A 19,277-nucleotide genomic window follows, 5' to 3' on the forward strand; every position below is an offset into this window, starting at 1 on the left:
GTTCGACGCGGGTTCTGATCAGATCAGAAGCCCATGCCGCCCATCTCGTCCCCGCCGGGCATGGCCGGGGCCGGGTTCTTCTCGGGCTTGTCGGCGACGACGGCCTCGGTGGTGAGGAACAGGGCCGCGATCGAGGCTGCGTTCTGCAGCGCCGAGCGGGTGACCTTCACCGGGTCGTTGATGCCGGCCTCGAGGAGATCCTCGTAGACGTCGGTGGCGGCGTTCAGGCCGGTGCCCTGCGGCGAGTTGCGGATCTTGTCCGCGACCACGCCGGGCTCCAGCCCCGCGTTGATGGCGATCTGACGCGCCGGGGCCGCCAGGGCGGCCGCGACGATCGAAGCGCCAGTGGCCTCGTCTCCCGCGAGATCGAGGGAGTCGATGGCCGACTCCGACTGCAGCAGGGCCACGCCGCCACCGGCGACGATGCCCTCCTCGACGGCTGCCTTGGCGTTGCGCACGGCATCTTCGATGCGGTGCTTGCGCTCCTTGAGCTCCACCTCGGTGGCAGCGCCGGCCTTGATCACCGCAACACCGCCGGCCAGCTTGGCCAGGCGCTCCTGCAGCTTCTCGCGGTCGTAGTCGCTGTCGCTGTTCTCGATCTCGTTGCGGATCTGGGCCACGCGGCCGGCGATCTGCTCGTTGTCACCGGCACCGTCGACGATGGTGGTCTCATCCTTGGTGACGACGATCTTGCGCGCGGTACCCAAGGACTCCAGGCCCGCGGTCTCCAGGCTGAGGCCGACCTCTTCGCTGATGACCTCGCCACCGGTGAGGATGGCGATGTCGGCGAGCATGGCCTTGCGACGGTCACCGAAGCCCGGAGCCTTGACGGCGACGGACTTGAAGGTGCCGCGCAGCTTGTTCACCACGAGGGTCGACAGGGCTTCGCCCTCGACGTCCTCGGCGATGATCAGCAGCGGCTTACCGGCCTGAATGACCTTCTCCAGCAGCGGGAGCAGGTCCTTGACGGTCGAGATCTTGCCGGCGTAGGTCAGGATGTACGGATCCTCCAGGACAGCTTCCTGGCGGTCGACGTCGGTGACCATGTAGCCCGAGATGTAGCCCTTGTCGAAGCGCATACCCTCGGTGAGCTCCAGCTGCAGGCCGAAGGTGTTCGACTCCTCGACGGTGATGACACCCTCGTTGCCGACCTTGTCCATGGCCTCGGCGATCAGGTCGCCGATGGACTGGTCACCGGCGGAGATGCCGGCGGTGGCAGCGATCTGCTCCTTGGTCTCGACCTCCTTGGCGGAGTCGAGCAGCGAGGAGGAGACGGCCTCGACGGCCTTCTCGATGCCGCGCTTGAGGCCCATCGGGTTGGAGCCGGCCGCAACGTTGCGCAGGCCCTCGCGGACCAGCGCCTGCGCCAGCACGGTGGCGGTGGTGGTGCCGTCGCCCGCGACGTCGTCGGTCTTCTTGGCGACTTCCTTGACCAGCTCGGCGCCGATCTTCTCGTAGGCGTCCTCCAGCTCGATCTCCTTGGCGATGGACACGCCATCGTTGGTGATCGTGGGGGCGCCCCACTTCTTCTCCAGGACGACGTTGCGACCCTTGGGTCCCAGCGTCACCTTGACGGTGTCGGCGAGGACGTTCAGACCCCGCTCGAGGCCGCGACGGGCCTCTTCATCAAAAGCAATCTGCTTGGCCATAGTTCAGTGATCCTCCGGTGGGGGGTGACACTAGGTTCTCTGGCCGGACTCGGTGCCCGCGACGGACGACCGGGGTGTCTGTAGGACCGGCCTCACCGTCCCGACCTGGCACTCACACACTGCGAGTGCCAACCTCGTTTTTAGCACTCACACCCTGCGAGTGCAAGGCGCATCGAGTCGGTCCGGCACAGGTTCGTCGAAGGCGAACGGCCGCGTCGTCGGACGCGGCGCCGAACATCGGCCGTATACGCGCCACCGAGGGCGCATTACCGCCCGTTCCGCTGAGCGAGCCGGTGTCCAGCGGAACTCCAGCCGATCGAGCGGCCCCTCGCCGATCGAGCGGAGTCGAGATCGACTCAGTCGGACGAGGACTCCGCACTCACGCGCCGCTCCTCGCGCGTGAACAGCAGAGCCGTCAGCGGCACGATCGCGAATGCGCCCATGGTCATCAGGTATCCCATCCAGCCAGGACAGCAGCGCCGCCTGAACCCGCCGGAGAGCGCAGATGAACTGACGCTGTCGAATCCGTACACAGCCGGCAGGCAGAGGTCCGACCCCGTCGTCGCCGTCGGCCGGGGCGAGTCGCCGTCCTCGGTCACAGCGCACCCAGATTCAACGGACGATCGGCGCGCGTCCCCCGGGCGGCACCCAACCACCGACACCGCGTTCCAGGTGGAGTGCAGCGGCGATGGTGAGATGGTCGTTACCGGCTGCGGCGGCCACTTGAATGCCTAGCGGAAGCCCCCGACGGTCGAGCCCGAGAGGCACTTCGGTGACGGGGAGCGCGAGAAGGTTGAACACCGACGCACCGCCGAACAGCCACGGGCGGGCAAGCGTGCCGCTGTGGCGAGGTGCGGTTCGCGGGAACGGGGGATGTAAGAGCACGCCATCACCCATCGCCGCCTCGATCTCGGCGGCCAGCTCGCGTCCGGCCGCGGCGATCCTGCGCTGCACGGCGGCCGGGACGGCGCCGGCGATCCTGTCGCCGATGATCGCGAGTTTGAGTTGAAGGCTGTGTGCGCGGGTCCATGCAGGCAGCCGGCCGTCGTACGGCGACTCGGCGAACAGGTCGAACAGGTCGGCCACGGAAGTGCCGGCGTGTTTGCGCAACTCGATCAGGTAGAACTGTGCCGCTCGCCGCAGACCGGGAAGTGACACGTGCTGGACGACACCCCCTGCGTCGGCGAGCACGCGGGCCGCCCGGTCGCGGGCGGCCGACAACTCGGCGGCGATCGGACGCAGGTAGGTGGAGTGATCCGGTACCACGATCGGCCGCCCGTCGAACTTCACCGCGTGGGGGTCGGGGATGGCTTCGACCGCATCCGGGTCGGCGATGATGCGCAGCAACGGCATCAGGTCTTCGGCCCGGCGGGCTAGCGGACCGATCGTCTCCATCGGATCCGAGGCAGTTCCCGCGTGTCTGGTCAGGGACGGGATCTGCTCGGCGCTGGGGACCAGACCTGGAGTCGGCTTATGCCCGAACACGCCACAGAAGAACGCCGGAATCCGGATCGAGCCACCGGTGTCGGCACCCACACCGAACGGCACCCCGCCCGCGCCGACCGCCGCCCCTTCGCCACCGGAGGATCCACCTGCCACGCGGGAGGTGTCGTAGGGATTGCGGGTGCGGCCATACAGCGGGTTGTAGCTTTCGATCCCGAGGCACAGCTCGGCGGTATTGGTGACAGCGACCACGATCGCCCCGGCGGCACGAAGCCGCTGAACCGCTACCGCGTCATCCGCTGCGCGCAATCCGCGGCGGCTCGCCAGGCCACCGGTGTGCGGCATCCCGGCGACGGGAATCGATTCCTTGACCGTGAAGGGCACGCCCAACAAGGGAGGCAGCGACTCCGGCGCAGCCGCGTCCGAGACCATCCGGTCTGCTGCGTCGGCTTCGGCCAGAGCCTCGTCGAAGCGATCCTCCGCTACCGCACCCAGGTCGGATCGCCGGCGCAGGATGTCGATGTGCTCGCCGACGACCTGTCTCGAAGTCAGCGTGCCCGAACGGATCGCTCTGCCCAGGGCGGTGGCGGAAGCCTCTGTCACGGCACCCCCGTCGTGCGACCACTCGGCACCGTCCCACCGTCCACGGCTCGACCTCATTCGTCGCAGCGTACAGGGGGAAGGACGACCTGGATCCTCGCCTCGACGAGCGAGACGGGCGGCGAGCCGGCCGCGGAGAGGAGGCGAGCGGCCCCTCTCCCCGGGGACGGGAGAGGGGCCGCTGTTCACGACGCATGGCGGGTGGTCGTGGGGTCACCCCACCGCGTCACGCAGTTCCCGGCGCAGGATCTTGCCGGTCACCGTCTTGGGCAGTTCGTCGACGATCTCGACGCTGCGCGGATACTTGTAGGCCGCCATCTGCGCCTTCGCGAACTCGATGATCTCCTCGGGGGTCGCGGAGGCATCGCCCTGCAGGGAGACGAAGGCCTTGACCGTCTCGCCGCGGTACTCGTCGGGCACGCCGACCACGGCCGCCTCGCGCACCGCGGGATGCGTGTACAACACGTCCTCCACCTCCCGCGGCCACACCTTGTAGCCGGAGGCGTTGATCATGTCCTTCTTCCGGTCGACCACGTAGAACCAGCCGTCGGCGTCCATGAATCCGACGTCGCCGGTGTGCAGTTCGCCGCCGGGGATCGACGACGCCGAGGCCTCCGGTTTGTTCCAGTACCCGGGCACCACCTGGGGACCGGAGGTGACGAACTCGCCGACCTCGCCGACCGGGACGTCCCGGCCGTCGGCGCCGACCACGCGGACCACGGTGTTCATCACCGGCACCCCGACCGACAGCGCCCCGGAGTCGGGATCGACGGGCGCCCGCACTCCGCGCGGCACCGCGTGCGAGGGCGAGTTGGTCTCGGTGAGGCCGTAGATGTTGTGAATGTAGGCGCCGTAGATCTGCTCCAGCCGGTCCCCGACCGCCGGGGCGATCGGCGCGCCGCCGGAGTACAGGATCCGCAGGCTGGACAGGTCGTCCGGCGTCGCCCCCGGCGCCGCGGCCAGCGCGTTGAACGCGGTGATGGCGCCGATGGTGAACACCGGGCGGTACTCGCGGATGGCGTCGACCATCACCGACGGCTCGAAGCGATGCGCCAGCACCAACGGTGCACGCACCAGCATCGCGGTCATGATGTGCCCCACCAGTCCGGTGATGTGGAACAGCGGCGCGATGCCGAGGATGGGTTCCCCGGCTTGCAGACCGGTCCAGTCGCGATAGACCTGGGCGTTGAAGGCGAAGTTCCCCTGGGTGTTCATCGCCCCCTTCGGGTCGCCGGTGGTGCCGGAGGTGTAGGCCAGCACGGCGATGTCGTCGGCGGCCGGGGCCGGGTCGGGGAGATCCTCGCCGCCGCCGGCGGCGATCAGCTCCGCCAGATCCAGCGTGCCGGGCGTCCGCACGCGCTCCTGACCCGCGAACAGTCGGTCGTCGTCGCGCTCTTGCATGTCCAGCGGAGAGCAGGTGATCACTGTGGTCACCGAGGTCTCGCCGGTGTCGACCACCCCCTGGCCGATCGTCGCGTAGAGATCGTCCAGGGCCAGCAGCGCCGTCGCCCCCGAGTCCTTCAGCAGATAGGAGAGTTCACGTTCCTTGTTCATCGGGTTGATCGCCACCGCGGCACCGCCCAGCCGCCAGGCCGCGACCATGCCGATGACGAAGGCCGGATTGTTCTGCACGTACAGGGCCAAACGGTCTCCGCGGGAGAAGCCGCGCTCCGCGAGCGCGGCGGCGAGGGCGCGCGCCGCCCGGTCGACGTCGGCGAAGGTCTGCGCGGTGCCGAAATAGTGCAGGAACTCGGCATCCGGTGCGGCGGCCACCGCCGCGTCGAAGACCGCGAGCGCCGACGGGTACTCGACCTCGAGGTCGGCCGGCGTCCCCTCCGGGTACCGGGCCAGCCAGGGACGGTCGGCGTAGCTCACTTGATCACCACCGGGTTCACCGGCGAGCCGCTGGCGCCGTGGATCTTCAGGGGTGCGGCCACGTAGAAGAACTCGTAGACGCCGTCGGACGCACAATCGGCGGCCAGCTTCTCCAGATCGCAGATCTCGGTGAACGCGATTCCCAGGTTGCGCATGAGCGCGTTGTGCAGCACCAGCGCGGCGCCGCTGTCGGGATCGAAGGTCACCTCGTTGGCGATGGTGTCGGTGACCAGGTTCGGGATCTCCATGTCGGCGAACCAGCGGACCAGTTCCGGCGAGTAGACCAGACCGGGCTCGCCGAAGTCGGCGTAGAAGGCCTTCTCGTCCTGGAAGAAGAGCTCGAGGTGGTTGGTGCGCAGGATCAGGATGTCGCGCGGGCGCAGTTCCACGCCCTGCGCGGCGGCGCAGGCCTGCAGGTCCTCGTGATCGAAGGCTTCCCGGGCGCCGAGCGCCTCCACTCCGCGCCAGCGGGCCAGGTCGAGCAGCACCGCGCGGCCGGCGACGCCGCGTTCGGCGATCGGCGCGACACTGGCCTTCTCCAGGCCGCCGATCGTGGTGCGCGCGTCGTAGCCGTTCCAGATCTGGCCGTCGTACCAGACGTGACCGAGGGCGTCGTACTGCGTGGATCCCTGCAGGAAGGCCTCCAGCTTGTCGTCGGCGTAGTGGAGTCCACCGGGGAACTGCGGCCCCTCTCCGCCCTCGTCCCAGTCGGACTCGTCCCAGACCATCTCTTTGGTCGCCGGTGAGCGCCCCGGCCAGACCGGGTCGCCCTTCGGGTCGCCGATGAGCCGCTGCAGGGCGAACAGTTCGCCGCGCTTGATCAGTGCGGCGCCGCGCAGAACCTGCTCGGCAGTCAGGTAGTTGAGGCTGCCGACTTCGTCGTCCGGCCCCCACTTGCCCCAGTTGGTGGGCGAGTCGGCGAGCAGGTCGGTGAGGTCAGGTACAGAAGTCATCGCGGAGGACCTTTCGGATCGTGGTCATTACCGCCGGAGTCGTGCGAACGAACGTTAACTCCGGTCGGTGAGATGACCATCACAGATGGTCCGGCTTTCGTCAAGTGTTCGGCGGAAATAGCCGCCACCTGGGCCTTTTGCGATCCATCTCGGCGTCGCACCGTAGTTCAGCTCAGCTGAACACTGCCGCCCATCATAGCGCTCGCCAAGGCCGCGTACTCGATTGCGAGCGCCGGTCCGTCCGGCAGCGCGGCGCCGTCGAAACGGAAGGGAACCGCCCGGCACAGGGAGACCACCGCCTCTGCACCGGCGGCCGGCGCGGCGGTGGTGAACAGGCCGGCCCGGACGGCCTCGTCGGCCACCTCGACGAAGCGGCGCTGCACCCCGTGGCGCAGTGCTGCGATCCGCGAGCGATCGGGCTCTTGCAGGCTGCGCAGTTCGGTTTCGACGATGAAGGCCAGCTCCCGGCGGCTGATCTGACACAGCACCAGGGCCCGCACCATCGCCGCGAAGGCCTGCGCCGGATCCGGAGCCTGCGCCGCGGCCGCCTCTACCCGCCACCCCAGATCGCTCAGCTGAGCATCGGCCAGGGCCACGAGTAATCGCTGCTTACTGCGGTGATAGCGATAGATCCCGGCCACGCTCAGGTCGGCCGCGGCGGCCACCACCCGCATGGTGGCGCCGTGGTATCCGGTCTCGGCAAACACCTCCACGGCGGCGGCGAGGACGGGGTCCAGCTCCAGCCTGTCGAAGACGGCCCAGTCGGCGCCGGCGTCCACGGACTCGGGCCGGGCCAGTACGGGCTCGAAGGGAGGCGCCACGAGTTCGGCGACACCGACGTGCAGGACGGCTGCGAGTTGCTGAAGACGCTCCACCGTGACGGCCACCTTGCCGTTCTCGATCGCACTCATCGTCCCGGGACTGACGCCGAGGTCGGCGGCGAGCTCACGCAGCGTGATGCCACGCCGCTGCCGCAGGGCGCGTACCGCGCCGCCCACTCCGCCGCCGAGTTCAGTCATACTGAACATGGTAGGCGGCTGTCCGGCGGAGCGGACCGCCCTAGACTGACGGCGTGACCGGGTACGACGACAGACCCTGGCTTCGCGCCTACCCGCCGGGCCGCCCCACGCATCTGCGACGGGCCTTCGCGACCGCTCTCGACGTCTTCGACGCCGCCGTCGCGCAGGCCCCGCAGCAACCCGCGATCTGCTACTTCGACCAGACGCTGACCTGGGCCCAGGTGGATCACGCCGCCGAGGCACTGGCCTCGCTCCTGATCGCCCGCGGCTTCTGCCCCGGCGACCGGCTGGGCCTGTGCCTGCAGAACGATCCGGCCTTCGTGGTCGGTCTGGTCGCCGCCTGGAAGGCCGGCGGCACCGCGGCGCTGCTCAGCCCGATGTCGACGGCCGAAGAACTCGCCGACCGTCTGGCCGCCTTCACTCCGAGCGCCCTGCTGGTCCTCGAGGACCTGTACACCGAGCGGGTTCGCGCGGTGCTGGCCGCGGGCACCACCGGCGTCCGGATGGTGGTCACCGTCAGCGCCCTCGACGGTCAGTCGACCGACGACCCGCGGGTCTTCGACGGCGTGGTGCGCCGTCGGCCGGCCGACACCGTGGACCTGACCGCGCTGGTGGACGGCTACCGGCCCGGTGACGGCGCGACCGGAGTGCAGCGCCGGATCGGGCCGCCCGACGTCGCCGTACTCGCCGCCACCTCGGGCACCACCGGACCGCCGAAGGGCGCGCAGCTGACCCATGCGAACCTGGCCTTCAACGCCCAGGTGTACCGCGACTGGAGCGGCTTGAAGACCGGGGAACCGGTCCTCGCACTGTCCCCGATCTTCCACGTGACGGGCCTGGTCGGCGGCGTGGCGCTGGCCATGCTCACGATGTCCCCGCTGGTTCTGACCCACCGCGTGCACCCCGGAGTGATCGCCGAAGCCGCGCGCACGCACCGGCCGGTCTTCACCGTCGCGGTGATCACCGCCTACATCGCGCTGGCCGATTCGCCGGACGTCGAAGCCGACGACCTGAGCTCTCTGCGACTGCGTTACTCCGGCGGCGCACCGATCGACCCGGAGATCGCGGAGAGCCTGGAAGACCGCCTCGGCGGCTACATCCACAACATCTACGGCCAGACCGAGACCACGTCGCCGTCGCACGCGGTCCCCCCGGGCACCCGCGCACCGATCGATCCCGATTCCGGTGTGCTGTCGGTGGGGGTCCCGGTCTTCGACACGGTGGTCCGCATCGTCGACGACGACGGTCACGACCTCCCGGTCGGCGAGATCGGCGAGCTGGTCACCATGGGCCCGCAGGTGATCCCCGGATACTGGCACGATCCGGAGGCCACCGCCGACGCCTTCTCCGGCGGCGCGCTGCACACCGGCGACGTCGGGTTCATGGATGCGGACGGCTGGTTCTACCTGGTGGACCGGAAGAAGGACATGATCAACGCCGCCGGATACAAGGTGTGGCCGTCGGAAGTGGAGCGGGTGCTGGCGAGCCACCCCGACATCGCCGAGGCCGCCGTGGTCGGCATCCCGGACGAGTACCGCGGCGAGACGGTGAAGGCCTTCGTCGTCGCCCGCCCGGACACCGCCCTCGACGCCGACGAGGTGATCGCGTACTGCCGGGAGAACCTGGCCGCGTTCAAGTATCCGCGGGAGGTCGAAGTGGTCGGCGCGCTGCCGCGGACAGCGACCGGCAAGATCCTGCGGCGGGAGCTCCGCTGATCTGACGGCGCCGACCGCCTGCGGCCGACCGCCACCGGTCGACCGGTGTCACCCCGGTCCTCCGGTCAGCGGCCGCCGACTTCGGCGGTCAGCGGGCCCCGGTACGACTCCAGGGTGGCGAGATCGGCCCTGGACACCGTCGGGTACTGCGGGTCGAGGCCCTTCATCGTGTCCAGGAGCACCGCGAAGGTCATCAGGTGCCCGGCCCATTTGTGGTCGGCGGGGATCACATGCCACGGCGCGTACGAAGTGCTCGTATTGCTGAGCATCTCGGTGAACGCCTTCTGGTAGTCGGGCCAGCGCTCACGCTCGGCCATATCGGTCGCCGAGAACTTCCAGTTCTTCGCGGGCTCGTCGATCCGCGCCAGGAACCGGCGCGCCTGCTCCTGCTTGGAGACGTTGAGGAACAGCTTGACGACCGTCGTGCCGTTGTCGGTCAGGTACTTCTCCCACGCGTTGATCTCGTCGTACCGACGCTGCCAGACCCCGTCCCCGAACGGCACCGCCGTCTTGGGCCACAGCATCTCCGGATGCACCCGGGTCACGAGCACGTTCTCGTAGTGCGATCGGTTGAACACCCCGATCCGCCCCAGCTCGGGCAGCACCTTCAGATGGCGCCACAGGTAGTCGTGCGCGCGCTCCTGCGCCGACGGCGCCTTGAAGCTGTGGACGTCGACGCCCTCCGGATTGACGCCGGACATCACGTGCTTGATGGTGCCGTCCTTGCCCGCGGCGTCGATCGCCTGCAAGACGATGAGAAGGGACCGATCGGCCTGCGCGTAGAACTTGTCCTGGAGCGCGAAGAGCTGTTCCTTGCCCGCCGCCAGCTGAGCCAGGCCGTCGGCCTTCTTCATCCCGGGCGGCTTGTAGGCCGTGTCGTAGTCCTTCGCGAGGTCGACCTTCGCCCCCGGCGGGACGAGCGTCGCCTTCGCCAGCTTCGACCATTTCGCCGATGCCCCCATGATCTCGGGCCCCTCCCAGGTGATCCACGCCGGACCGTGCGCCCGGCACCGGCTTCCCACTCTGCCGCACGGCGGGAGTTCGGGTGCGGAACTTCCACCAGCCCGCCGCCGCGGGTCCGCCCGATCGGCGAAGATGGACACAGCCCACTGGCGACGACGACGGGGAGGAGGGCCGGCGACCCCGATGTCCGGTGAACTGATCACGATCGTGATCCTCGGCGGCGCCCTGGCGCTGGTGCTCTTCGTGATCGCGGTGCGCACCCGCCGCATGGTGTCGACGCCGCAGGAGCGCGCCGTGCACGACACCCTCGCCGCCGCGGCGCAGGCCGCTCATCCGCTGCGCGACGGCCTCACCGAGGACTCGGCCGCCGAAGCGGCCGGGCCCCTGCGGGAACTGACCGGCGCCGAGGGCATCGCCCTGTACGGCGCCGACGGCGCCTTGCTGGGACGGGACGGCGACAGCGACATCTGGACCTCCCCGGTCCTGGACGCGGCCTCGGACCTGGCCCGCGAAGCCCTCGACGGCCGACGGCGCACCCTCATCGAGGATCCGGGCGGCACCGGCGGGCTGATCCGCAGACTGGTCGCCGCTCCCCTGCTCGCCGACGGGATCAGCGCCGGCGTCCTGGTGGTGGCCACGATCCGGCAGCCCGGCCCCGGCCAGATCGGCGCCATCACCGAGGTGGCGAACTATGCGGCCACCCAGCTCCAGCTGGCCGAGCTCGATGCCTCCCGGGCTCGCCTCGACCGCGCCGAGGTCCTGGCGTTGCGCGCACAGATCGACCCGCACTTCATCTACAACGCCCTGGGCACCATCGCCTCGTTCGTACGCACCGACCCGGCGCGGGCTCGCGAGCTGATCCTGGACTTCGCCGATTTCACCCGGTATTCGTTCCGTGCCGCCGGTCAGTACACGGCACTGTCGGACGAGCTGCGCAACATCGACCGCTACCTGACACTCGAGCGCGCCCGCTTCGGCGAGGGCCTGGACGTGCGGCTGCACGTGGATCCGGAATGCCTGGGTGTGGTGGTGCCGTTCCTGGCCCTGCAACCGTTGGTGGAGAACGCGGTCCGGCACGGCCTGGCAGGTCGGCGCGAGGGCACCATCACCATCACCGCGCGCGGATCCGGCACCACCTGCGAGATCAGCGTGGAGGACGACGGCGTCGGCATGGATCCGGAACTGCTGCGCAGCGGGGCGATCGACGCGCTGGCCCCGTCGGACCTGCTGTCCAGCGAGAGCGACGGCGCACACGTGGGCCTGACCAATGTGGATCAACGGCTGCGATCGGCGTTCGGCAACGACTACGGTTTGATCGTCGAGACCGGACTCGGCGCGGGCACCAAGGTCAGCATGCGGGTCCCCAAGTTCGCCGCCGGTATCCGTGCCGATGCGGCCGGTCAGGAAGGACTGTCGCGATGACCGCGCTGCGCGTCCTGGCCGTCGACGACGAGGCCCCCGCCCTCGACGAACTGATCTACCTGCTCGACGAGCATCCCGCCACCGGCGACGTGGTCGGCGCCTCCGACGCCACCGAGGCGCTGCGGATCCTGGCCGAGCAACCGGTCGACGCCGCTTTCCTCGACATCTCGATGCCCGGGCTCAGCGGCATGGAACTGGCCACCGTCCTGGCCAAGTACGCGACCCCGCCCGCCCTGGTCTTCGTCACCGCGCACGACGACCGGGCGGTGCAGGCCTTCGAGGTCGGCGCCGTCGACTATCTACTGAAACCACTTCGCGCCGAACGCCTTTCCCAGGCGATCGACCGGGTCCTGGCCGCCCGCGGAACCGAGGCCGCCCCGGAGCCGGAGGCGGCGCCGGCCGACGAGGCCTCCGCCCCGCTGAAGTCCGGCGACGTGATTCCGGTGGAACGCGGCGGCGTCACCTCCCTGATCCAGCGCGCCTCGATCTCCTGGGTGGAGGCCGTCGGCGACTACGCCCGACTGCACACCGACAGCGGCGACTACCTGGTGCGGGTCACCCTGTCCACACTCGAATCCCAGTGGGCCCAAGCGGGTTTCGCCCGTGTGCACCGCTCCTACCTGGTGGCGCTGCCGATGGTCACCGGGCTGCGCTCGGCCGGGACCGCGACCAAGGTGATGGTCCGCGCCAACGGCCAGACTCCCGAGGTGGAGCTGCCGGTCAGCCGGCGGCAGGTCCGCGAACTCAAGGACCGCCTGGTGCGCGACCCGCTGCGCTCCTTCCGCGCCGGCCGGGGCGACGGGGCCCGGCCGGAAGGCGGATAGCGCGTGGCCCCCGACGCCCCGCGCCGCGAGCGCGTGGTGCTCTCCCAGCGCCGCGGCGCCCGGGCCGTCCGCACCCGGGCCGAGGTGGCCGAGCAGACCCTGGTCGGCGAGCACCTGGTCCGCGGCCTGGTACGCGCACAGCTGGGCCTGGCCCTGCGGATCGGACTGGCGGTACTGCTGGTCTTCCTCGCCGTCCCGCTCGTCGGCGTCGCCGTCGACGAGTTCGCCTCGGCGACCCTGTTCGGCATCACCCTCAACTGGATCGTCCTGGCTCTGCTCCCCTACCCGGTGATGTACGTGGCCGGGCGGGTGTACATCCGGCTGGCCGAGCAGGCCGAACGCGACTTCATGAAACTGATGGACGACGAGGAACACGGCCGATGACGACCGGCACGGGCGCGATCCTCATCATCGCGGCGGTGGTCGTGGCGACGGTGGGTACGGTCGCGATCGGCGCCTACGGCGGGCGCGGTGCGCGGTCCACCTCCGACTTCCTGGTCGCCTCCCGCAGCATCGGCGCCCGGTGGAACGCGGCCGCCATCGCCGGCGAGTACCTGTCGGCCGCCTCCTTCCTGGGGGTCGCCGGACTCGTCGCCAAATACGGCGCGGACGCGCTCTGGTATCCGATCGGATTCACCGCCGGCTATCTGTCGCTGCTGCTGTTCGTCGCCGCACCCCTGCGCCGCTCCGGGGCCTACACCGTGCCCGACTTCGCCGAGTTCCGTCTCGGGTCGCTGCAGGCCCGCCGGATCGCGACGGTCGTGGTGGTGCTGGTCTGCGTCCTCTACCTGGTGCCGCAGCTGCAGGGCGCCGGGCTCACCCTGAACATCCTGCTGGGCCTGCCCGGCTGGGTGGGGGTGGTGGTGGTCGGCGCCGCGCTGATCGTGAACGTGGTGAGCGGGGGCATGCGCTCGGTCACCTTCGCCCAGGGCGTGCAGTACTGGCTCAAGCTGACGGCGATCGCGGTGCCGGCCCTGGTGGCGATCCTGCACTTCGCGCACCAGCCCGCCGATCTCGGTGATCCGTTGCCGGCGCGGGTGAGCACCGCCACCGCCGTCGCCGTGCCCACCGAGGTGTCGGTGACGGTGAGTGATCCGTCCGGGGTGCGCGCCTCGGGCACCGTCGACGGCCGCGCGGTGACCGACGAGCCGCTGACCGCGGGCACCTTCGTCATCGGCGAGGACTCCACCATCCTGCTCGACTCCGGGGCCGCCACCCCGGTGGTCTCCGGCGCCCCGCAGACCGGCGCCCAGTGGTCGCGGTCGGGCGGCGGACTCGGTGGCGGCCATCCGCTGTACCAGGTGATCTCGCTGATCATCGCGACCTTCCTGGGCGCGCTGGGGCTGCCGCACGTGCTGGTGCGCTTCTACACCAACCGGACCGGGGCCGCCGCCCGGCGCACCGCACTCACCGTGATCGTGCTGCTGTCCGGCTTCTATCTGTTCCCGACGGTGCTGGGGGTGCTGGCCCGCGTCTATGTGCCGCAGGTCCTGGCCACCGGCACTGCCGACGCGGCGGTGCTGATGATCCCGTCTGCCATCCTCGGCGGGCTGGCCGGGGAACTGCTGGTGGCGCTGGTCGCGGCCGGGGCCATCGCGGCGTTCCTGGCCACCTCGTCGGGCCTGCTCATCAGCATCGCGGGGGTGGTCTCCACCGACCTGCTCCGCCCGGGTGTCCGGAGTTTCCGGATCTGCGCGCTGGCCGGCGGCCTGATCCCGATGGGTTTCGCCCTGGCCGCTGGTGCGCTGGAGTTGTCGCGGTCGGTCGGTCTGGTCTTCGCCGTCTCCGCCGCCACCCTGTGTCCGCTGCTGGTCCTGGGCATCTGGTGGCGCGGCCTCACCGCCGTCGGCGCGATCGCCGGGTTGCTGGTCGGGGCTGTGGTGTCCGGCGCCGCCGTGCTCGCCGGCGCCCTGTGGGTGTCCGGGGACGGCTGGGCCGCGGCGATCATCACCTTCCCGGCCGCCGTCACCGTGCCGCTGACTTTCCTCACCATGATCGCCGTGTCCGTGGCCACCCGGCGCACCCTGCGGCCCGACGTCGCCACCCTGTTCGCCCGGATGCACGTCCCCGAGCGGCTCGGCCTCGGTCTGGAGCGGACCCCGGCCGGTGATTGACGCCGTCGGGGCCCGCCGTCGGGGATAATCCACCCATGCCCGACGCTGCACGCTTGACCGCCGACGACATCCACCACGCCGCCTTCGCCAAGCCGCCGATCGGCCGCCGCGGATACAGCGAAGACGACGTCGACGAGTTCCTGGACTCGCTCGAGGCGAAGTTCCGCGATCCCGCCGACCCGCAGCTGGCCCGGCTCACCCCGGACGAGGTGCGCCGCGCCCGGTTCGGCCGCCCCCAGCTGGGCATGCGCGGCTATCACAAGGACGACGTGGACGCCCTCCTGCGGCGGGCCGCGGCCGACCTGGCGCACCTGATCGCCGACAACCCGGTCGACCACCACCGCGCGCCGGCCCCGGCCACCGCTTCCGGGCTGAGCGCCGACGACATCGGCCACATCGCCTTTCGACGGCCGCCGATCGGCCGCCGCGGATACAACGAGACGCAGGTCGACGACTTCCTCGACGCCGTCGAGGCGAAGTTCCGCGATCGGGCCGATCCGGCGGTGGCGTGGATGACTCCCACCGCGATCGGGGAGGCCACCTTCGGACCGCCCGACTTCGGCAAGCGCGGCTATCGCCGAGAAGACGTCTCCCAGTTCCTGGAGCGGTGCCGCACCGAACTCGACCAGCTCCTGCGCGGCAGCTGATCGACCGCGGCGCACAGCGGACTCTCCCGCCGGGCGGTGGCGGCAGCCGCTACCCGGCGAGTGCCGCCGCCACCTCCGCCGCGGCCCGCTCGCCCGCCAGGACGGCGCCCTCCAGGTAGCCCGGATGCTCCCCGGAGGTCTCGGCACCCGCCCAGTGCACACGTCCCGCAGGGGTGGCGTCGTGCGGCAGGAAGCCCGCGGTGGAGCCCGGTTCGGGAAGTGCCAGGTAGCCGCCGCCGACGTGCGGGTCCAGGTGCCAGGACTTCTCGTGCCAGCCGGCCGGCCGCGCCACCTCGGCGCCGAGCCGGTCCGCCAGCGGATCTAGCAGTGCGGCGCGGCGCTCCGCCGGGTCGAGACCGTCCAATGCCCGGGCCGCCGGTCCGGCGACGAGCGTGCACAGGTGACCGGGACCGTCCGGCGGCGAGGTGTCGAAGACCGCACGTGCCGGTTCGTCGAGGATCACGCACTCGGCCTCGGCCGTCGCCCGCCAGAACGGGCTGTCGTAGACGGCGATCGCCTTGTACACCGACCCCATGTAGGCGCCCTCCTCCACGGCGGTGCGGGCCGCCGGCAGCGGCGGACGATGCTCGATCCGGGCGGCGACCGGGGCCGGTACGGTCACGATCGCCTCGGCCGCACGCCACGCCCGGCCGTCGGTGTGCACGGTGACGCCGCCGGCGTCGCGGTCGATCCTGGTGACCGGTGCACCGAGGTGGATCCGCGGCCCCAGTTCCCCGGCCAGCGCATCGACGATGGCGCCGACCCCTTCGACGACCAGTGAGTCCTGCGCACCACCGGTCGTGGACAGCATGGTCCGGACGCCGCCCTGGCTTCGGATCATCGCGGTCATCGCCCGCGGGGAGAGCCGGTCGAGGTCGGCCGTCCACGAGATGAGCGCGAGCGCCTCCAGAAGCCGCCGGGCCCGGCGGGTGGGCACCCGCGACAGCCATGCGCTCAGCGGCCTGTCATTGCTCACCGCGGGCCTCCCGGCCGCGGCGAGAGCACCGGCGAGCCCCGTCGCGAGGGCGGCGATCAGCACGCCGGGGGACAGCGGCGACAGCGGCCGCCGCCGCTCGATCAGTGCGGGCAGCCGTCCGCTGTGCATCGCGAACACGGTGGTTCCGGTCTCGGCGGCCAGGCCGGCCATGGCGTGGTGGTCGTGCCCCAGCCACTGGCCACCCAGATCCACCCGCGACCCCAGCACCGTGGTCTCGCTCAGGGCGCGGCCACCGGCCCGGTCGGCGGCCTCGAGCACTGCGACTTCGATCCCGGCCCGGACCAGTGCACGCGCCGCGATCAGCCCGGACAGTCCCGCCCCGATCACGACGACGGTGGGCCGGGAGTCACTGGTCATCCCCCGATCATGGCACGGTGCGCGGGCTCGTCCGCCCCGAAAACCGCCCGCCGTTCACCGGCGTGAGACAACCGCTCACCGCACGCCGGACGGTGCTCGTCGCGTAGGTCACAGAATCGATTGTCTGTGAGCTGTATCTCGTTGGACAGTTCAGGCAAGGCCGCGCATCGCGGCATCGCATCGAGGAGGTCCCGTGTCCACCGCCCAAGAGAACCCCCCGGTACGGCTGACGCCGTCCGGTGCAGAATTCGTGGTCGCCGAGGCCAGTCCCGAATTCGCCGTCCTGCGTAAGACTTTGCGCCGCTTCGTCTTCCCGATGACGGCCTTCTTCCTGATCTGGTACTCCACCTACGTCCTGTTGAGCACCTTCGCGACGGGCTTCATGGGGATCAAGGTCTGGGGCGACATCAACGCCGGCCTGCTGCTGGGCCTCGCCCAGTTCGTCACCACCTTCGCGATCACCGGCCTGTACGTCCGGTACGCGGACACCAAGATCGATCCCGCGGCCGCGGTGGTCCGGGAGAAGTTCGAAGACGGCACCTACGCGGCGGAGGTGACCCAGTGAGCACCACGGTCCTCGCCTCCAGCACGGTCGGCAGCCCACTGGTCAACATCGCGATCTTCATCGCCTTCGTGGCCGTCACCCTCTTCGTGGTGATCAAGGTGAGCAGCAACAACAACTCCGCCTCCCAGTTCTTCACCGGCGGCAGCTCGTTCTCCGGTCCGCAGAACGGCGTCGCCATCGCCGGCGACTACCTGTCGGCGGCCAGCTTCCTCGGTATCGCCGGGGCCATCGCCATGTACGGCTACGACGGCTTCCTGTACTCCATCGGCTTCCTGGTGGCCTGGCTGGTGGCCCTGCTGCTGGTGGCGGAGCTGCTGCGCAACACCGGCCGCTTCACCATGGCCGACGTCCTCAGCTTCCGGCTGAGCCAGCGTCCGGTACGCACGGCGGCGGCGATCTCGACGCTGACCGTCTCCCTGTTCTACCTGCTGGCACAGATGGCGGGCGCCGGCGGCCTGGTGGCCCTGCTGCTCGACATCGACTCGCGCACCGGCCAGTCGATCGTCATCGCGATCGTCGGTCTGCTGATGATCGCCTACGTGCTCATCGGCGGCATGAAGGGCACCACCTGGGTCCAGATCATCAAGGCCGTCCTGCTGATCGCCGGTGCGGCGATCATGACCCTGATGGTGCTCGGCAAGGTCGGCCTGAACTTCTCCGACCTGCTCGGCCAGGCGCAGAACGCGATCAGCAGCTCCGGGGACGCGGCCATCGCCGGCCGCGACGTCCTGGAGCCCGGCGCCAAGTACGGCATCAGCACCATGACCAAGGTCGACTTCATCTCGCTGGCCATCGCCCTGGTGCTCGGCACCGCCGGCCTGCCGCACGTGCTCATGCGCTTCTACACCGTGCCCACCGCCAAGGAGGCCCGCCGCTCGGTGGTGTGGTCGATCGCTCTGATCGGCGCCTTCTACCTGTTCACCCTGGTGCTGGGCTACGGCGCCGCCGCCTTCGTCGGACCGGACAAGATCATGGCGGCCGCGGGCAAGGAGAACGCCGCGGCACCGCTGCTGGCCCTGGAGCTGGGCGGCACCGTCCTGCTGGGCGTCATCTCGGCCGTCGCCTTCGCGACCATCCTCGCGGTGGTGGCCGGGCTGGCGATCACCGCCTCCGCGTCGTTCGCGCACGACATCTACGCGAGCGTGATCAAGCGCGGCGACTGCAGCGAAGAGGACCAGGTCCGCGTCTCCCGGATCACCGTCGTGGTTCTGGGCGTACTCGGGATCGTGCTGGGCATTCTCGCCAACGGTCAGAACATCGCCTTCCTGGTGGCGCTGGCCTTCGCGGTGGCGGCCTCGGCCAACCTGCCGACCATCGTCTACTCGCTGTACTGGCGACGGTTCAACACCCGCGGCGCGCTGTGGAGCATGTACGGCGGCCTGGGATCGGCGATCATCCTGATCGTGTTCTCCCCGGCCGTCTCGGGCAGCCCCTCGGCCATGCTCCCGAACGTCGACTTCCACTGGTTCCCGCTGCAGAACCCGGGCCTGGTGTCCATCCCGCTGGCGTTCGTCCTCGGCATCGTCGGCACGCTCACCTCGCGTGTGCCCGGCAACGCCGAGCTGGCCGCCGAGATGGAGGTGCGCTCACTGACCGGTGTCGGCGCCGACGGGGCGATCGCGCACTGACCCGACACCCGAAGACCCCTGACACCCGAAAACCTGGGGGAGGACAGGAGCCCGGCGGATCGCAAGATCCGCCGGGCGCCTTGTCCTCCGGGGTTCACGTCCCTGACTCTGCTCCCGGGCTGTTCCTCGGACAGCGAATCGGATTCCGCATCCAGGCCCCCAGGCGCCGCCCGCTGCGTGCCCGTCAGCGGCCCCGTGGCACTCGGCCCCAATCACCCAGCTCGATACCTATCGCGATCATCGGCGAGCAGTCTCGTCGCGCGCCACGAGCACGGCTGACCGATCCGGCCCGAGTGGTACTCCGATGAGTTCGCCCGGCAGTGTGAGGCCGCCAAGGCCCCGGTGATCCGGCTCCACGACGCCCGGCACACCTCGGTCAGCCTGGCGCTCGACGTGGGGATGTCCATCGCCGACGTGAGCCACTGGCACGGCCACAGCCCCGACGAGATGTGGCTCTTCGGTTCTGAGAGTGCGTAGGTGAGGTTCGGGACGAGCGCGGGCGACCA

The 19,277-nt window shown here is 70.2% G+C and carries 16 protein-coding genes; 9 read left to right on the plus strand and 7 right to left on the minus strand.

Translation table 11 applies throughout. The features are described 5' to 3' along the window. Nucleotides 1-23 precede the first annotated feature (23 nt). The 5 genes from groL to ABD732_RS17415 form a co-directional block, all read right to left on the minus strand. The gene (groL, locus tag ABD732_RS17395) at nucleotides 24-1,649 is read right to left on the minus strand and encodes a chaperonin GroEL (protein ID WP_344785823.1); all 1,626 of its coding nucleotides are present in this window, start codon (nucleotides 1,647-1,649) and stop codon (nucleotides 24-26) included. 612 nt (nucleotides 1,650-2,261) lie between these two features. Beyond that, nucleotides 2,262-3,881 (minus strand): amidase, encoded by a 1,620-nt coding sequence (locus ABD732_RS17400; RefSeq protein WP_344785825.1) that lies wholly within the window; start codon nucleotides 3,879-3,881, stop codon nucleotides 2,262-2,264. 24 nt (nucleotides 3,882-3,905) lie between these two features. Next, nucleotides 3,906-5,567, minus strand: coding sequence for an AMP-binding protein (locus ABD732_RS17405; RefSeq protein ID WP_344785827.1), 1,662 nt, complete (start codon nucleotides 5,565-5,567; stop codon nucleotides 3,906-3,908). Next, nucleotides 5,564-6,520, minus strand: coding sequence for a cyclase family protein (locus ABD732_RS17410; RefSeq protein WP_344785829.1), 957 nt, complete (start codon nucleotides 6,518-6,520; stop codon nucleotides 5,564-5,566). Before ABD732_RS17410 ends, ABD732_RS17405 begins: the two co-directional genes overlap by 4 nt. Before the next feature lie 167 nt (nucleotides 6,521-6,687). Next, a complete protein-coding gene (locus tag ABD732_RS17415; protein WP_344785831.1) occupies nucleotides 6,688-7,539 on the minus strand; it encodes a TetR family transcriptional regulator in 852 nt (283 codons plus the stop codon). Between the two features lie 53 nt (nucleotides 7,540-7,592). On the opposite strand from ABD732_RS17415, the gene ABD732_RS17420 reads away from it, so the two are divergent. Then, nucleotides 7,593-9,254, plus strand: coding sequence for a class I adenylate-forming enzyme family protein (locus tag ABD732_RS17420; RefSeq protein ID WP_344785833.1), 1,662 nt, complete (start codon nucleotides 7,593-7,595; stop codon nucleotides 9,252-9,254). 65 nt (nucleotides 9,255-9,319) lie between these two features. Here ABD732_RS17420 and ABD732_RS17425 read toward each other — a convergent pair whose 3' ends face one another. Further along, nucleotides 9,320-10,216 carry a polyphosphate kinase 2 family protein gene (locus tag ABD732_RS17425; RefSeq protein ID WP_344785835.1) on the minus strand — a complete coding sequence of 299 codons (897 nt, stop codon included), beginning with the start codon at nucleotides 10,214-10,216 and terminating at the stop codon, nucleotides 9,320-9,322. Nucleotides 10,217-10,400: 184 nt separating this feature from the next. On the opposite strand from ABD732_RS17425, the gene ABD732_RS17430 reads away from it, so the two are divergent. Genes ABD732_RS17430 through ABD732_RS17450 form a run of 5 tightly spaced genes read left to right on the plus strand, consistent with a single transcriptional unit; the run spans nucleotide 10,401 to nucleotide 15,224 of the window. After that, nucleotides 10,401-11,639, plus strand: a complete 1,239-nt coding sequence (locus ABD732_RS17430; protein ID WP_344785837.1) for a sensor histidine kinase — start codon at nucleotides 10,401-10,403, stop codon at nucleotides 11,637-11,639. Beyond that, the gene (locus tag ABD732_RS17435; RefSeq protein WP_344785839.1) at nucleotides 11,636-12,463 is read left to right on the plus strand and encodes a LytR/AlgR family response regulator transcription factor; all 828 of its coding nucleotides are present in this window, start codon (nucleotides 11,636-11,638) and stop codon (nucleotides 12,461-12,463) included. Before ABD732_RS17430 ends, ABD732_RS17435 begins: the two co-directional genes overlap by 4 nt. Nucleotides 12,464-12,466: 3 nt before the next feature. Next, nucleotides 12,467-12,847 (plus strand): hypothetical protein, encoded by a 381-nt coding sequence (locus ABD732_RS17440; protein WP_344785841.1) that lies wholly within the window; start codon nucleotides 12,467-12,469, stop codon nucleotides 12,845-12,847. After that, a complete protein-coding gene (locus ABD732_RS17445) occupies nucleotides 12,844-14,577 on the plus strand; it encodes a sodium/solute symporter (RefSeq protein WP_344785843.1) in 1,734 nt (577 codons plus the stop codon). The genes ABD732_RS17440 and ABD732_RS17445 overlap by 4 nt, the downstream gene beginning before the upstream one ends. Nucleotides 14,578-14,612: 35 nt before the next feature. Further along, on the plus strand, nucleotides 14,613-15,224 hold the full coding sequence (locus ABD732_RS17450; protein WP_344785845.1) for a DivIVA domain-containing protein: 612 nt from the start codon (nucleotides 14,613-14,615) through the stop codon (nucleotides 15,222-15,224). Nucleotides 15,225-15,273: 49 nt separating this feature from the next. Here the strand turns inward: ABD732_RS17450 and ABD732_RS17455 are convergent, their stop codons facing one another. Then, a complete protein-coding gene (locus ABD732_RS17455) occupies nucleotides 15,274-16,578 on the minus strand; it encodes a flavin monoamine oxidase family protein (RefSeq protein WP_344785847.1) in 1,305 nt (434 codons plus the stop codon). A gap of 193 nt (nucleotides 16,579-16,771) precedes the next feature. Between ABD732_RS17455 and ABD732_RS17460 the strand changes: the two genes are divergently transcribed. From ABD732_RS17460 to ABD732_RS17470, 3 genes are all read left to right on the plus strand, one after another. Beyond that, a complete protein-coding gene (locus ABD732_RS17460; RefSeq protein WP_344785849.1) occupies nucleotides 16,772-17,143 on the plus strand; it encodes a DUF485 domain-containing protein in 372 nt (123 codons plus the stop codon). Beyond that, complete coding sequence (locus tag ABD732_RS17465) at nucleotides 17,140-18,771, plus strand: solute symporter family protein (RefSeq protein ID WP_344785851.1); 1,632 nt, start codon at nucleotides 17,140-17,142, stop codon at nucleotides 18,769-18,771. Before ABD732_RS17460 ends, ABD732_RS17465 begins: the two co-directional genes overlap by 4 nt. Nucleotides 18,772-19,113: 342 nt before the next feature. Then, nucleotides 19,114-19,248 carry a site-specific integrase gene (locus tag ABD732_RS17470; RefSeq protein ID WP_344785853.1) on the plus strand — a complete coding sequence of 45 codons (135 nt, stop codon included), beginning with the start codon at nucleotides 19,114-19,116 and terminating at the stop codon, nucleotides 19,246-19,248. Nucleotides 19,249-19,277: the final 29 nt, after the last annotated feature.

The sequence above is a fragment of the Gordonia caeni genome (assembly GCF_039537105.1).
GTDB lineage: Bacteria > Actinomycetota > Actinomycetes > Mycobacteriales > Mycobacteriaceae > Gordonia > Gordonia caeni.

Bases quoted from the DNA above. Each gene is read 5' to 3' on its own strand.
- ABD732_RS17435 (WP_344785839.1), top strand. From the start codon at position 11,636: ATGACCGCGCTGCGCGTCCTGGCCGTCGACGACGAGGCCCCCGCCCTC.
- ABD732_RS17430 (WP_344785837.1), top strand. From the start codon at position 10,401: ATGTCCGGTGAACTGATCACGATCGTGATCCTCGGCGGCGCCCTGGCG.
- ABD732_RS17450 (WP_344785845.1), top strand. From the start codon at position 14,613: ATGCCCGACGCTGCACGCTTGACCGCCGACGACATCCACCACGCCGCC.
- ABD732_RS17455 (WP_344785847.1), bottom strand. From the start codon at position 16,578: ATGACCAGTGACTCCCGGCCCACCGTCGTCGTGATCGGGGCGGGACTG.
- ABD732_RS17410 (WP_344785829.1), bottom strand. From the start codon at position 6,520: ATGACTTCTGTACCTGACCTCACCGACCTGCTCGCCGACTCGCCCACC.
- ABD732_RS17415 (WP_344785831.1), bottom strand. From the start codon at position 7,539: ATGACTGAACTCGGCGGCGGAGTGGGCGGCGCGGTACGCGCCCTGCGG.
- ABD732_RS17445 (WP_344785843.1), top strand. From the start codon at position 12,844: ATGACGACCGGCACGGGCGCGATCCTCATCATCGCGGCGGTGGTCGTG.
- ABD732_RS17425 (WP_344785835.1), bottom strand. From the start codon at position 10,216: ATGGGGGCATCGGCGAAATGGTCGAAGCTGGCGAAGGCGACGCTCGTC.
- groL (WP_344785823.1), bottom strand. From the start codon at position 1,649: ATGGCCAAGCAGATTGCTTTTGATGAAGAGGCCCGTCGCGGCCTCGAG.